Below are 13,789 nucleotides of genomic sequence, written 5' to 3' on the forward strand. Positions count from 1 at the left end.
CACTCCAATGCGTTACTTCGCGAAGCTGCAGGGACAGAAGGAAGCGGTGCCGGTGGACATCGAGCCGGCCGGAGAGAACCGCTTCAAGCTCACGCACGGCGGAAAGACGTTCCTCGTGGACGCGCTGACGCTGGACCACGGCGCGGTGTCGATGCTGGTGGACGGCACGTCCTACGGCGTCGAGTTCGACGAGCAGGGCGACGAGGTGCAGGTGCTGGTGCGGGGGCAGGTGACCCGCATCGACGTGGCGGACGAGCGCCGGTTGCGCCTGCGCGCGGGCTCGGCGGCGTTCTCGGTGGAGGGCAAGCAGCTCATCGCCGCCCCCATGCCCGGCAAGGTGGTGAAGGTGCTGGTGAAGCTCGGCGACGAGGTCAAGGAGGGCCAGGGGCTGGTGGTCGTCGAGGCGATGAAGATGGAGAACGAGCTGAAGAGCCCCAAGGCCGGCAAGGTGGTGGAGCTGCCCGCCAAGGAAGGCACCGCGGTGGAGATCAACGCGAAGCTCGTGGTGGTCGAGTAGACGCGACTCCGAGGAAGCGCCATGGCAGACACGAAGGCAGAGAAGGCCCGCTGGAAGCAGAAGACGTACGAGAAGGCCAAGGGAAAGGCCGGCGAGCGCCATCCGGAGTTCCGCACCTCGAGCGGCGTCACGATGGAGCCGCTCTACACCCCCGATGACGTGACGGGGGCGTACGAGGAGAAGCTGGGCTTCCCGGGCGAGTACCCCTTCACCCGTGGCGTGCAGCCCACCATGTACCGGGGCCGCTTCTGGACGATGCGCCAGTACGCGGGCTTCGGTACCGCCGAGGACGCCAACAAGCGCTACCACTACCTGCTCCAGTCGGGGCAGACGGGTCTGTCCGTGGCCTTCGACCTGCCCACGCAGATGGGCCGGGACGCGGACCACGCGCGTGCGCATGGCGAGGTGGGCAAGGTGGGCGTCTCCATCTCCTCGCTGCAGGACATGGAGGTGCTGCTCAAGGGGATTCCCCTGGACCAGGTGTCCACCTCGATGACCATCAACGCCACGGCGCCCATCCTCCTGTGCCTCTACGCGGCGGTGGGAGAGAAGAACGGCGTGGCGCTGGAGCAGCTCTCCGGCACGGTCCAGAACGACATCCTCAAGGAGTACATGGCGCGCGGGACGTACATCTACCCGCCGCAGCCCTCGCTGCGCCTCATCACCAACCTCTTCGCCTTCTGCGCGAAGCGGGTGCCCAAGTGGAACCCCATCTCCATCAGCGGCTACCACATCCGCGAGGCCGGCAGCACCGCGGCCCAGGAGATCGCCTTCACGCTGGCGGACGGCATCGCCTACGTGGACGCGGCGCTGAAGGCGGGGCTGGAGGTGGATGACTTCGCCGGCCGGCTGTCCTTCTTCTTCAACGTCCACAACAACTTCCTCGAGGAGATCGCCAAGTTCCGCGCGGCGAGGCGGTTGTGGGCGCGCATCATGAAGGAGCGCTTCAAGGCGAAGGATCCGCGCTCGATGATGCTGCGCTTCCACGCGCAGACGGCGGGCAGCACGCTGACGGCGCAGCAGGTGGACAACAACGTGGTGCGCGTGGCGCTGCAGGCGCTCGCGGCGGTGATGGGCGGAGCCCAGTCGCTGCACACCAACAGCCGGGACGAGGCGCTCGCGCTGCCCAGCGAGGAGTCGGCGCGGCTGGCGCTGCGCACGCAGCAGGTCATCGCCTACGAGTCGGGCGTGGCGGACATCATCGATCCGATGGGTGGCGCGTTCGCGGTGGAGCGGCTGACGGACGAGCTGGAGGCCAAGGCCGAGGACTACATCCGCCGCATCGACGACATGGGCGGCATGGTGGAGGCCATCGCGAAGGGCTACCCGCAGGGGGAGATCCAGGACGCGGCCTACGAGGCGCAGCGGGACGTGGAGCAGAAGCGCACGGTGGTGGTGGGCGTGAACCAGTTCCAGGTGAAGGAGCCACCGCCGTCGGGGCTGCTGCGCGTGGACGAGGCGGTGGAGCGCACGCAGCTGGAGCGGATGAAGAAGCTGCGGGCCGAGCGGGACAACGGGGCGGCGCAGCGGACGGTGGACGCGCTGCGCAAGGCGGCGGGGAATGCGGACGAGAACCTCATCCCGCTCATCCTGGACGCGGTGAAGGCGTACGCGACGCTGGGAGAGATTTCCGACGCGATGCGCGACGTCTTCGGAGAGCACCGAGAGCACGTGGTGCTGTGAGAGAGCCACTTCCCCTCTCCCTCCGGGAGAGGGACGGGGTGAGGGTATGTCGAATCCCGGGCTCCCCCCGTGACCCGAGCAGGAGAGACGGATGGAAATGCTCTGCACGCTGCGCAGCCTGACGGAGAACCAGCGCCAGAAGCTGCTGGAGCACCCCGACAAGCTCGAGGAGTTCATCGACGACGAAGAGGACTTCGGCGACGCCGAGGGTGCGCGCTTCCTGGACCTCGACATCGGGGAGACGTGGCACGGCCTGCAGTACCTGCTGACGGGCACGGCGTGGGAGGGCAAGGCGCCGCTGGACTTCCTGGTGCGAGGGGGCGAGGACGTGGGCGACATCCCCTCGGACGAGGGCACCGCGCGCGTCTTCACGGCGGACGAGGTGAAGGCGCTCGCCAAATCCCTCGGAGCCCTCACCGAGAAGACGCTGCTGGGACGTTACGACCCGGCGCGGATGCAGGAAGAGGACATCTACCCGGGCTTCTGGGAAGAGCCTCCGCCGGACCTCGACCCGAAGGAGGAGCTGTCGTCCTACTTCGAGGAGCTGAAGAAGTTCACGGCCACCGTGGCGAAGCGTGGCCACGGCCTGCTGGTGTTCATCGGCTGAGCGGACGCGGCGGTGGCCGACGTCACACCTCGACGAAGCGCGTGCCGCTCACGTGCTCGCGCTCCAGTGCCTCCTTGATGTCCTCGGAGACGACGAGGGTCACCACCCAGCCCCAGGTGCGGAAGATGCGCGCATCACCCACCTTCGTCGGGTCGATGCGCAACCGATGGACGGCCCGGTAGGTACCGACCTTGGCGGGCTGACCATCCTCGGGCTTCCAGTAATTCACCTGACCGCTGCGGGCGTCATCGATGCACTTCACCACCCGGGTGGCGTTGAGGATGAAGTAGCGGTCCGGTTGGGATTCAATCTCGACAGGGATGAACTGGACATCCTTCACTCCGAGCCGCTCGAAGATGTCGACGACTCGGGCGTGAGCGACAGGAATGGCGAAAGACGCCTGATCGAGCTCCAAAGGTGTTCCCTGCTGAAGAACTGGAAGGCGGAGTTCCTCGTCGAGATCGAGCCGAATCCCTTCTGTGAATTGCCAGGGGTTGAGTTCTTGCCCTCGCGCGTCAACAGGAGCACCCAGAAACCATCTGTCAGGCACGTACTTGTCATCTACCAGGTCGAAGTATCTCAGCATGGGTTGCGATCACCTCAGCATCAGCGCTTCCGCATCAGAAGCTCGCTCAGCACGGTTCCGGGAGTACAGATCTCCGCTGCAAGCGCCTTGAGTTCTGAGCTCAGGACTCTTCGACACTCATCCACACCATTGCATCCTCGAAGCGCGGTCGAGATCCGTCTGAAGACCTCCGAATGGTACTCCTCGGAATGAGGGCCCTTGTGTCCTCTGACCCGAACGATGTTCTCAGGCGCATCGAGACTCATTCCGGCCTTTTTGAAGAGGGGTTCGAAGACCAATGTCCAGGGTCCTCCACGTACGTTGGAAGCCCTGTTCCGGATGGTGGCGATGTGGTGTCCCGGAACTCCGTCGTCCTCTGAGCCGTCGCTGCAGAGGCTTTCCTGGCGTGCGGCTGAGGCCGCGGTACCACTCGCGATCCCCGTCATGACGAGACTGCCGTCGGCGACTACCTGACCGGAGGAGATGAGGCTGCCATCAGGGAGTCTCGGACCCGAGGGTGCCATGAGCCGCCCTCCCATACCTCCGCGAGGTACAGGAGGCAGTGCTTTCCCCACGGTCCAGCCCGCCACCATCACCAGAATCCGCAACAGCGTCGCTCCCGCTGCCCGGCCGAAGCGCCCCGCGACCGCCTCCAGTTCGGCCAGGGTGCGTGCCTTCCGCGCGTCACGCTCCAGACGCAACAACACGACAGCTGCGTTCCGGATCTCCGCCACCGTGAAGCTCATCATCAGGACGAAGGTCAGAGTTGCCGCCGTCGCCTTGGAGAAGAGCGGTTCCGGCATGGCCCACGCAGCCATGTAGAGGGTCATCGAAACGATGACGCCCGTAACGAAGAGCGGATCGGTGAGAAGAGCCTCCGCGGCATCTCGCACGCCCTCGCCCATGTATCCAGGCGCGAGACGCAATGCGAGACGGAGACGCGCATCCGCCAGTTCACCCAGTGGAGGTAGAGAGGACGCACCGTACCTGGCCGCATAATCGGACCACAACCGGCGCTCCCAACCGGACGGTCCGTCCTCATCGTCCAAGCCATTCGTTTTCTGAGTGAGCTGAAAGACAGCGGGCTGTGCACGAGGCTGGGTGCGGCCGTCATGGAGCACGGAGAGCACGCTCCGCGCCTCTTGAAGGGTGAACTCCCTGGAATGGGGCGCATCCGGAGGGGACTGCACGACGAGCCGCCATCTCCCATCCGGAAGCGGCGTCAGCGCGAAGGGCGCGGGAGACGCTCCCGCCCGGTGCTCCTCCGTGACGGGGCGCACCCACTCCGCTCGAGGCGGCCCTTGCACCCGAGGCCCCGTGCACGCGGACAACACGAGGAGCACCAGCAGACCCGCCCCCACGCGCGAAGGCACACGGCGTTCCTGCCTCGACATGCGGCCTCCCGCCTACCCGACGAGCACGTCTCGGCCCAGCTTGATGACGAGCGCCACCACCACCAGAAGCACCACCTTGCGCACCAGCTTGTCGCCTCCTCGCACGGCCATATGCGCGCCGATCCACGCGCCGGTGAACTGGGCCGCGGCCATGGGCAGGGCCACGTGCCACAGCACCAGGCCCCGGTACGCGAAGAGGCCCACCGCCGCGAGGTTCGTCGCGAAGTTCACCACCTTCGCGTCCGCCGAGGCCTTCGTCAGGTTGTGCCCCAGCAGCCCCGAGAAGCAGATGATGAGGAACGTCCCCGTCCCCGGCCCGAAGAAGCCGTCATAGGTGCCGATGATGAGCGCGATGACCGCGCCCAGCGTCATCATGCGCCGGGCCGGCGGTTCCGGCCTCTCGCCCGGCGGCGGCCCTCGGCGGAAGGCCAGGAAGGCGGCCACTGCCACCAGCAACACGAGCACCACGGGCTTGAGCACCTCGGGGCGCAGCAGCAGCACCAGCGCCGCCCCGAGCAACGAGCCCACCAATCCCATCGGGAAGGTGATGACCGCGAGCTTCCCCTTCACCAGCCCTGCCCGGGAGAAGCGCACCAGCGCCGCGAAGGCGCCGAACACGGACTGGCCCTTGTTGGTGCCCAGGACCACGTGCGGCGGCAGACCGGTCGCCAGGAGGGCGGGCAGCGTCACCAGCCCTCCTCCTCCGGCGATGGCATCCACCACACCGGCCGTGAGGGCCGCGACGCACAACAGGACGATTTCGAGCGGGGTGACGTCCACGAGCGGCCACCTACCACGTCCAAAGCTTGCGCGCGCGGCGACTCTGGGCGTCAATCGGGGTCCCCGCCCCCCGTCGAGGTTCCATCCATCGTGCTCGCGTCCCTCGTCTCCGTGATGACCCTCGCGCTGCTGTCGGCGGCGCCAGTGGACCCGAAAGGACCCACCTGCCGCTCCATCGACGGTCACGTGGCCTGCGGATACCAGTGCAAGTCGGATGGACAGCGCGTCCGGTGCGCCCAGACCCCCCAGGGGTATTGCCAGGTCGTCGATGGCCAGGCCGTCTGCTTCGACCCTCCCCCCCACATCGTCCGCATCTACGGCGACGCGCTGCCCCAGCCCGAGTGCAAGACCATCGACGGGCAGGTCGCCTGCGGCTACCAGTGCGCCACCCAGTTCGGCAAGGTGAAGTGCGCTCGCACCCCGGCGGGCATCTGCTCCGGCCGCAACGACGAGATCGTCTGCTTCGACCCTCCCCCCGAGGTGTACGCCGTCTACGGCCGGGAGACGCCCAAGGCCGAGTGCCGCGGCAATGGCACGGAGCTCGCGTGCGGCTACAAGTGCACCCTCGGCGCTGGCAAGGTGGCCTGCGGCAAGACGCCTGTGGGCATCTGCAAGAGCGATGGCCTCCAGCTCAGCTGCTTCGACCCACCCGCCCAGGCGTTCTGCGCCTGGGGCAAGTCGCTGCCCCCGCTGCAGTGCCAGCTCAGCGACAACCAGCCGGTGTGCGGCTACGGCTGCACCAAGGCCTATTCCAAGGTGGCCTGCGCGGCCACCCCCAAGGGGATCTGCAAGGTGTTCGACACGGAAGTCCACTGCTTCGACCCACCGAGCATCCAGGACGCCGACCCCGCCTGCTTGAGCCTGATCGGCCTGGCCGCGATGGAGGCGCCCTAGGGCGCCCGGCAGCTTGCTTTCCCATGACCCGAGACAGGGGTAGGGTGGCTGACGCACACAAGGAGTGACATCGGAGATGGCGGAGGGAGACGTCCGGCAATATTTCGTGCGGAACGAGACGGGGATGATCTGGGGTCCGCTGGCCCTGCCGACCATCGAGCTGCTCATCGATAACGGCAGCATCCAGGGCCGGCTCCAGGTCTCCGAGGACGGCATCAACTTCGCCTTCCCGGGGCGCTTCCCGCACATCCGCGATGCCTTCCCTCGCGAGATGTGGGGAGACGTCGTGGTCCCCGGCCCCACCACTCCGATGGCTCCGGCCGTGGCACCCGCGCCCACCACCGCGCCCACCGGACCCCAGCCCGCCAGGCCCGCCACTGGAGCCGCGCCGCGAGGGCCCGCCGGAGCGCCCATGGCCGGCCCCGGGGCCGTCGCCGCCTCACGCCCCGGTGTCCCCGTCGCGGGTCCGGGTGTCCGGCCCGCCGCACCTTCAGGAGCCGTTCCTCCCGGGGCTCCCCCGGGGGCCGCCCGCCCGCCTGGCACGACGCTCGCGCCCGGAATGCCCGGAGCGGTCCCCACCGTGGCTCCGCGTCCTGGCGCTCCCGCCGCCGCGCCCCAGCGGCCTCCCGCGCCCGCCACCACCGCGCGTCCCGTCGGGCCCGGAATCCCCACCCAGCCTGCTCCTGGCACTCCTCCACAGGCCGCCGCTCGTCCCGTACCTCCCGGCGCCGCGCCCCAGCAGGCCCCCGCGCCCGCCACCACCGCGCGTCCCGTCGGACCTGGCATCCCCACCCACCCCGCTCCCGCGGCGGCCACGGGCCCGGCGGAAGTGCCTCCCAGCAGCGGACAGCTCGAGACGCACTCGCTCGTGCGCCTCTACGGCCTGCTCGCCGCCGGCAACCACACGGGTCTGCTCACGCTCACCCTCGCCGACGGCACCGTCAGCATCCACTTCCGCAAGGGCAATCCCGAGTTCATCGACTCCTCGCACCCCGAGGACGCGCTGAGCACCTCGCTCCTCCAGGCGAAGCTCGTCACCCCGGAGCAGCTCCAGCAGGCCGAGGCCGCCCGGGGCCGCTTCGGTGGTGAGTTGCTCGCCGCCCTCTTCGGCCTGGGCCTGCTCCAGCCCACCTCCGCCTTCACCCAGCTGGCGCACCGCGCCCAAGCCATCCTCCTCAAGGGCCTGCGCGCCGAGTCCGGCGCCTTCTCCTTCGAGCCCAAGGACCTGCCCCCCGCCAAGGCCATGCCCCTGGGCAACAAGTGGGCGGTGCTGAGCGACCTCGTGCGCCGCCTGCCCAGCGCGGACCTCCGGCGCAGGCTCCAGCCCATCCTTGGCCTGCCGGTGATGAAGTCCAACGGACGCGTGGCCACCGGCGACCTGCGCCTCACCCCTCACGAGGTGCGCGTGCTCGCCCTCATCGACGGAGTGCGCTCCACCGGCCAGCTCCTCACCGACGTCCCCCAGGACGCCGACCACGTGCTGCGGCTCGTGTTCCTCCTCAAGGATCTCGACGGGGTGTCCTTCGCGGCCGTGGCCCAGCGCGCGGCCCCTCCTCCGCCACAGGCCCCTGCCTCGGCGCCCCAGGCCGGCGCGCCCGCGCCTGGACGTGCTGTCACTGCCCCTGGTGTCACCCAGGCCGGCGCACCCGCGCCTGGACGTGCCGTCACCGCTCCTGGTGTCGCCCAGGCCGGTGCCACGCCCCAGGCCGGTGCACCCAACGCTGGACGCGCGGTCACCGCTCCAGGTGTCGCTCCGGCCGGCGCACCCGCGCCTGGACGCGCTGTCACGGCTCCGGGTGTCGCCCAGGCTGGCACCACGCCCCAGGCGCCACGCCCGGCGGCGCCCGCCCCCACCACTCCCGCGGCGAAACCGGCTGCTCCCGCGGCGAAACCGGCCGCTCCCGCGGCGAAACCAGCGGCCCCCGCTCCCGTGGCGAAACCGGCCGCTCCCGCTCCGGCCCCCGCCGCTCCCGCCGCCAAACCAGCCGCTCCCGCACAGGCTCCCGCCGCCTCGGGAGCCACTCCGGGTGCCGACGAGATTCCCGTCCTCCGCGAGCTGGCCGAAAAGCTCAAGGAGCAGAACCACTTCGAGCGCCTGGGCCTGGGGGCGGACACCAACGGCCCGGCGGTGAAGATCGCCTACTTCAAGCTGGCCAGGCAGTACCACCCGGACACCCTGCCGCCCGGCGCGCCTCCAGAGCTGGAGAAGCTCAAGGCCGACGTCTTCGCCTACATCGGCGAGGCCTACCGGACGCTCTCGGACGACAAGGGCCGCGCCGCGTACATCGAGGAGCTCAAGCACGGCGGCGGCAAGCAGGAGCAGCAGGTCGACGTGGAGGCCATCCTCAAGAGCGAGGAGCTCTTCCGCAAGGCCGGCCTGCACATCAAGGCCAGGAAGTTCGCCGAGGCGGTGAAGATCCTCGACGAGGCCATCCAGCTCAACGGCGAGGAACCCGAGTTCTACGCCTGGCGCGGCTACGCCCGCTTCTTCACCTTCGAGGACAAGAAGGTGGCCTACACCGAGGCCTTCAAGGACATCCAGTTCTGTCTGAAGAAGAACGAGAAGGTCGCCTCGGCGCACTACTTCCTGGGTGTCATCGCCAAGCTTTGCGGAGACAACAGCGGCGCGCTGAAGCACTTCCAGAAGACGGTGGAGATTCAGCCAAATCACATCGACGCGCAGCGGGAGATCCGCATGGCGGCGCAAAAGAAGTAGGGTGCGCCACCTCGGGAGCGCCACCGTGGGCTCCCCCACACGAGGAGAAGAGTCTTGCCGTTGACCGGAAAACAGCGCCGCCAGCTTCGCGGGCTGGGACACCACCTGGAGCCGGTGGTCATCGTGGGCCAGTCGGGCGTCACCGAGGGCGTCATCGCCGCCGTCGAGCAGGCGCTGCACGACCACGAGCTCATCAAGGTGAAGATCCACGAGGGTCCAGAGGACCGCCACGAGGCCGCCGAGAAGCTGGCCCAGGGCACCAGCGCCGAGCTGGTCCAGCTGCTGGGCCGCACCGCGCTGCTCTTCAAGAAGCGCGCGGAGGACTCGGAGTTCGAGGACTACTGAGGCAGCGCCCTCAGCGGGTGAAGCCCGCGGCCTGGGCCGCCACTTCCACCCCCGCGCCCAACCTGTCGAGCAGCGCGGGGCCGAAGTACTGGTGACGGGCCTCGCCCTGTCCCGCCGTCACCAGTTCCGGCGTGTCCACGTACCCCACGTAACCGTCCGCCAGTCCCAGCACCCCCGTGGCGCCCGTGCGCCGCAACAGCGCCGACCCCGCCGCCACCGTGGGCTCGCCCGGCAGCAACAGCAGCTCCAGCGGACCCAGCACCAGCGCCCCCACCTCCGCCGTCCGGGAGGACGACGCACACAGGAAGTTGTCCCCCGCCGCCCGCGAGTACGACGGCACCAGCCGCGAGGCGTCTGGCCTCGGCAGCGCCACCTCCGCTCGCGCAAAGGCCAGCCTCGACGTGCCGGCCGCCACCGGCGCCGCTCGCTCGGCCAGCCCCGCCACCGCCCGCGCGTAGGCCGCCGCCTTCTCCACGCCCTCGCCCTCGTCGAAGGACACCGAGACGTTGCCCGCCGCCCCCTGCAGCACCAGCGCCACCCCACCCTTCTCCTCGCGCAGCAAGCTCAAGCGCCCCGGCCAGTCCGGATCCACGAAAGCCCTCTTCCTCGGAACCACCGTGGGGTGCGAGGAGAACACCAGCAGCTCCGCCACGGGCCCGGACGCGCTCCTCAGCACGGCGCGGGTGAGCGTCCCATCCGGGTCCTCTCCACCCGAGCGCGAGCGCACCAGCCCCGGCTCCCGGGCCTCCCCCACCTCCAGCGTGACGTCCGTGAGCTTCGCCGCGGCCTGGTGCAGCGCCTCGCTGGCTCCGGCCACCGCCGCCTCCAGCGCCTGCTTCCGGTACCGCCCGGTACCGGCGAGCTGCGACACCAGCCGCGGGTCATACCCTCCGAAGGACGAGTGCGAGTGCGTGGCCACCACCACCAGCCCCTGGAGCCCCAGGTCGGCGGCACGCTCGCGCACCGCGGCCACGAGCGCGTCGGGCACCAGCAGCAGCTCCAGCGACACCAGCCCCACCTTCACGTCCCCCACGGCCAGCACCACCGCGCGGGCCCTCGGCGGGAGGTCCGCCTGGCTGGCCTCCGGACGAAGAGGCCCATAGCCAGCCACCACCACTGGAAAAGGCGGCTCCAGGTCCACCCTCGCCGCGCCGGCGCGCAGGAGGCCCTCGGCGCGCGCCTGCCCTCGCACCACGGGGGTGCGCTCGCCCCACCGCCCGCACCAGTTCCATGACGCCAGCGCGTACGCGGACCCGAGAGTCAGCACAAACAGGGGAAGCAGGGAACGAAGGAACCGCCGCCAGCGGGGAGACATGGGGGGTGGAAGCCTACCTCCAAGCGGGGAATTCCGGGTGCCCGGCTGCTCGTCCGTTCCTCACATCCCCTGTGGGCGGAATACCTTTGGACGAGGCAACCGTTCTCCAGTTCCGTTCGGCACCCGAAGGGGATAAGGGCAACGCACATGTGCGGGATCTTCGGAATCGTCGGTCACCCGGAAGCGTCCAACCTGGCGTACCTCGGTCTGCATGCGCTCCAGCATCGCGGCCAGGAGTCAGCGGGCATCGTCGCATCGGATGGCCAGAGTCTGCGGGCCCATCGTGAGATGGGGCTCGTGGCGGACATTTTCACCGCGCCGGTGATCGAGCAACTGCCGGGCGGCGCGGCCATCGGCCACGTGCGTTACTCCACGGCGGGCGTCAGCCAGCTCAAGAACGCCCAGCCACTCACGGTGGAGTACGTGGGAGGCCACCTGGCCGTGGCCCACAACGGCAACCTCGTCAACGCGCAGGAGCTGCGCACCTCGCTCGAGGCCGACGGCGCCATCTTCCAGTCGGACTCGGACACCGAGGTCGTCATCCACCTCATCGCCCGCTCCCGGCAGCCCACCTTCGAGAAGAAGGTCGTCGAGGCGCTCTCCAAGGTGAAGGGGGCCTACAGCATCCTCTTCCTCACGGAGAAGAAGCTGGTGGCGGTGAGGGACCCGAACGGCTTCCGCCCGCTGGTGCTCGGCATGCTGAAGAACAGCTGGGTGCTGGCCAGCGAGACCACGGCCCTGGACCTCATCGAGGCGGAGTTCATCCGCGAGCTCGAGGCCGGGGAGATGGTGGTCATCGACGAGACGGGCCTGCACGCCAGCCATCCCTTCCCGCCCACGCGGCTGGGCCGGTGCATCTTCGAGCACGTGTACTTCGCCAAGCCGGACTCGGTGCTGTTCGGCACGAGCGTGTACGAGACGCGCAAGGAGCTGGGACGGCAGCTCGCCAAGGAGCAGCCGGCGCCCGGAGCGGACCTGGTCATCGCCGTGCCGGACTCGGGCGTGCCCGCGGCCATCGGCTACTCGCAGGCCAGTGGGATTCCGTATGACGTGGGCCTCATCCGCAGCCACTACGTGGGCCGCACCTTCATCGAGCCCCAGCAGTCCATCCGCCACTTCGGCGTGAAGCTGAAGCTGTCCGCGGTGCGCCAGGTGCTCAAGGGCAAGCGCGTGGTGGTGGTGGACGACTCCATCGTGCGCGGTACCACCAGCCGGAAGATCGTGAAGATGCTCAAGGCCGCTGGCGCGGTGGAGGTGCACTTGCGCATCTCCTCGCCGCCCACGCAGTGGCCGTGCTTCTACGGCATCGACACGCCGAGCCGGCAGGAGCTCATCGCCTCCAGCCACACCGTGGAGGAGATCGCCCGCTACGTGACGGCGGACTCGCTGGGCTACATCTCCCTGGAGGGCCTGGGCACCGCGGTGGGAGACCGGGAGCGCAACACCTTCTGCACCGCCTGCTTCTCCGGCCAGTACCTCACAGGCAACCTCACGGCGAGCGCTACGACGGAGTCCGCCGGGCCCAAGCTCGTCAGCGCCTGAGCATGCGAGGCCCCGAGAAGGGGCCTCACCCCGTGTTCACCCCCTGTGTCCGGCGCGCGAAGTCCCGCCGCCGGAGCCGGTAGTACGTCGCCGGGAGTGCCTGGGGACCCACCCGCCACTCGCCGGCGGAGGACATTCCGAGCCGCTCCATCACCTGGATGGACGCGGCGTTGTCGAGGTCCGCACCGGCGAATACCTCCTCCAACCCCACGTGCTCGAAGCCGAAGCGCAGCACGGCCCGGGCGGCCTCGGTGGCGAGGCCCCGCCCCCAGAAGTCCCGATAGAGTCCGTACAGGAGCTCCACGTCCTCACGGCCCTCGATGCGCCGCAGCCCGCAGAAGCCGATGAGCGCTCCAGGCCACTCCACGAGGGAGAGGACGAACTCGCCGTAGCCCCGCTCATGGAAGTCCCGCTCGCTCAGGGCGATCTGCTCCCGCACCTCCTCGCGCGACACGAGCCGGTCATCCCAGAGGTAGCGGCGGACGTACGGGTCGTTCCAGAGTCCGAGGAGCGCCTCCTCGTCCTCCGGAGCGAAGGGACGGAGCAACAGTCGGTCGGTGCGAAGCTCCTGCACGGGTATTCCCTCCTTCATTCCGCGCGGAAGGAGTGGCGTCCGTGGCGTTGTGACAGGGCTCAGAGCACCTCGGCTCCGAGGGCGCGCACCAGGACGCGCTCCTGCCGGAAGCGGCGCTCCAGCTCCGCGCGGTAGCCGCTCCACCACGCGCGGTCGAGCGCCTCGACCATCACCTCGAAGAGCAACATCTCGTCACGCACCGTCTCGCCCTCCTCCTTCCAGGCGCCCGAGGCCGGGGATTGGAGGAAGGCGGTGACGCCACCGAACCGCTCGGTGAGCTCGGCGCGGACCTTCTCGAAGTCCGCCCGGGCGAAGGGGCGCCGCTCGTTGTCACGCAGCGGCAGCAGGAACTGGACGATGTGCATGCCCTAGTAGTGCGAGGGCGCGTTCGGATCGAAACCGATCGGGCGCTTCGCCTCGGCTTCCTTCTCGCTCTCGGTGCGCACGTCGTACTGGTCATGGTCCTGGAACTTGGCGCTGTCCATCCGGGCCTCGGACAGCGAGTCCGGCCCCATGTCCAACCTGTCGGCCGCCTCCAGCACCTCGCCCAGGCTGGCCTTCTGCAGCTGGTCCTTGTCCAGCGAGAGGTGGATGTCGTCCCCCTCGAGCCGCTCCACGGACCGGAAGGGAACCCGGTAGTCCCTGGCGTAGAACACGCCCTTCTCCACGACGAAGGCGTCCTCCGTCAGGCCGATGACCTTGCCCAACCGGTGCCCGTCCCTGCTCTTCACATCCATGCCAACCCGAACGTCCATCCGCTGCGCCATGGCTCGCTCCTCGCTGCGGTGAGAGAACGGGGGCGGCCGGGCCTTCCCCGGGTGACCCCCGGGGGGAAGATGGGAATCCGGGCATCCCCT

14 protein-coding genes are annotated in these 13,789 nt (G+C 69.2%); 7 read left to right on the top strand and 7 right to left on the bottom strand.

The window, feature by feature from the left end; genetic code table 11:
• The first annotated feature begins 7 nt into the window (after nt 1–7).
• From JRI60_RS54790 to JRI60_RS43030, 3 genes are all read left to right on the top strand, one after another.
• Nucleotides 8–517, top strand: coding sequence for an acetyl-CoA carboxylase biotin carboxyl carrier protein subunit (locus tag JRI60_RS54790; protein ID WP_204221867.1), 510 nt, complete (start codon nt 8–10; stop codon nt 515–517).
• A gap of 21 nt (nt 518–538) precedes the next feature.
• Nucleotides 539–2,200 (top strand): acyl-CoA mutase large subunit family protein, encoded by a 1,662-nt coding sequence (locus JRI60_RS43025; protein ID WP_204221868.1) that lies wholly within the window; start codon nt 539–541, stop codon nt 2,198–2,200.
• 91 nt (nt 2,201–2,291) lie between these two features.
• Nucleotides 2,292–2,807, top strand: a complete 516-nt coding sequence (locus JRI60_RS43030) for a YfbM family protein (RefSeq protein WP_204221869.1) — start codon at nt 2,292–2,294, stop codon at nt 2,805–2,807.
• Nucleotides 2,808–2,829: 22 nt separating this feature from the next.
• Here the strand turns inward: JRI60_RS43030 and JRI60_RS43035 are convergent, their stop codons facing one another.
• From JRI60_RS43035 to JRI60_RS43045, 3 genes are all read right to left on the bottom strand, one after another.
• The gene (locus JRI60_RS43035; RefSeq protein WP_239470062.1) at nt 2,830–3,222 is read right to left on the bottom strand and encodes an imm11 family protein; all 393 of its coding nucleotides are present in this window, start codon (nt 3,220–3,222) and stop codon (nt 2,830–2,832) included.
• Between the two features lie 191 nt (nt 3,223–3,413).
• Nucleotides 3,414–4,277, bottom strand: a complete 864-nt coding sequence (locus tag JRI60_RS43040) for an AHH domain-containing protein (protein ID WP_204221871.1) — start codon at nt 4,275–4,277, stop codon at nt 3,414–3,416.
• A 501-nt stretch (nt 4,278–4,778) separates the two neighbouring features.
• Complete coding sequence (locus tag JRI60_RS43045) at nt 4,779–5,546, bottom strand: TSUP family transporter (RefSeq protein ID WP_204221872.1); 768 nt, start codon at nt 5,544–5,546, stop codon at nt 4,779–4,781.
• Nucleotides 5,547–5,636: 90 nt separating this feature from the next.
• Here JRI60_RS43045 and JRI60_RS43050 point away from each other — a divergent pair, with 90 nt between their 5' ends.
• From JRI60_RS43050 to yhbY, 3 genes are all read left to right on the top strand, one after another.
• A complete protein-coding gene (locus tag JRI60_RS43050; RefSeq protein WP_204221873.1) occupies nt 5,637–6,440 on the top strand; it encodes a hypothetical protein in 804 nt (267 codons plus the stop codon).
• Between the two features lie 76 nt (nt 6,441–6,516).
• A complete protein-coding gene (locus JRI60_RS43055; protein ID WP_204221874.1) occupies nt 6,517–9,156 on the top strand; it encodes a DUF4388 domain-containing protein in 2,640 nt (879 codons plus the stop codon).
• A 54-nt stretch (nt 9,157–9,210) separates the two neighbouring features.
• Nucleotides 9,211–9,501 (top strand): ribosome assembly RNA-binding protein YhbY, encoded by a 291-nt coding sequence (gene yhbY / locus JRI60_RS43060; RefSeq protein ID WP_204221875.1) that lies wholly within the window; start codon nt 9,211–9,213, stop codon nt 9,499–9,501.
• 10 nt (nt 9,502–9,511) lie between these two features.
• Here yhbY and JRI60_RS43065 read toward each other — a convergent pair whose 3' ends face one another.
• Complete coding sequence (locus tag JRI60_RS43065; RefSeq protein WP_204221876.1) at nt 9,512–10,816, bottom strand: neutral/alkaline non-lysosomal ceramidase N-terminal domain-containing protein; 1,305 nt, start codon at nt 10,814–10,816, stop codon at nt 9,512–9,514.
• Nucleotides 10,817–10,963: 147 nt separating this feature from the next.
• On the opposite strand from JRI60_RS43065, the gene purF reads away from it, so the two are divergent.
• Nucleotides 10,964–12,358, top strand: a complete 1,395-nt coding sequence (gene purF, locus JRI60_RS43070) for an amidophosphoribosyltransferase (RefSeq protein ID WP_204221877.1) — start codon at nt 10,964–10,966, stop codon at nt 12,356–12,358.
• A 25-nt stretch (nt 12,359–12,383) separates the two neighbouring features.
• Here the strand turns inward: purF and JRI60_RS43075 are convergent, their stop codons facing one another.
• Genes JRI60_RS43075 through JRI60_RS43085 form a run of 3 tightly spaced genes read right to left on the bottom strand, consistent with a single transcriptional unit; the run spans nt 12,384 to nt 13,699 of the window.
• Nucleotides 12,384–12,932 (bottom strand): GNAT family N-acetyltransferase, encoded by a 549-nt coding sequence (locus tag JRI60_RS43075; RefSeq protein ID WP_204221878.1) that lies wholly within the window; start codon nt 12,930–12,932, stop codon nt 12,384–12,386.
• A gap of 59 nt (nt 12,933–12,991) precedes the next feature.
• Nucleotides 12,992–13,297, bottom strand: coding sequence for a hypothetical protein (locus JRI60_RS43080; protein ID WP_204221879.1), 306 nt, complete (start codon nt 13,295–13,297; stop codon nt 12,992–12,994).
• Nucleotides 13,298–13,300: 3 nt separating this feature from the next.
• Nucleotides 13,301–13,699: a hypothetical protein gene (locus JRI60_RS43085; RefSeq protein ID WP_204221880.1), complete on the bottom strand. Its 399-nt coding sequence runs from the start codon at nt 13,697–13,699 to the stop codon at nt 13,301–13,303.
• Between the last annotated feature and the right edge of the window lie 90 nt (nt 13,700–13,789).

It is taken from the genome of Archangium violaceum (assembly GCF_016887565.1).
In the GTDB taxonomy this organism is placed as follows: Bacteria; Myxococcota; Myxococcia; order Myxococcales; family Myxococcaceae; genus Archangium; species Archangium violaceum_B.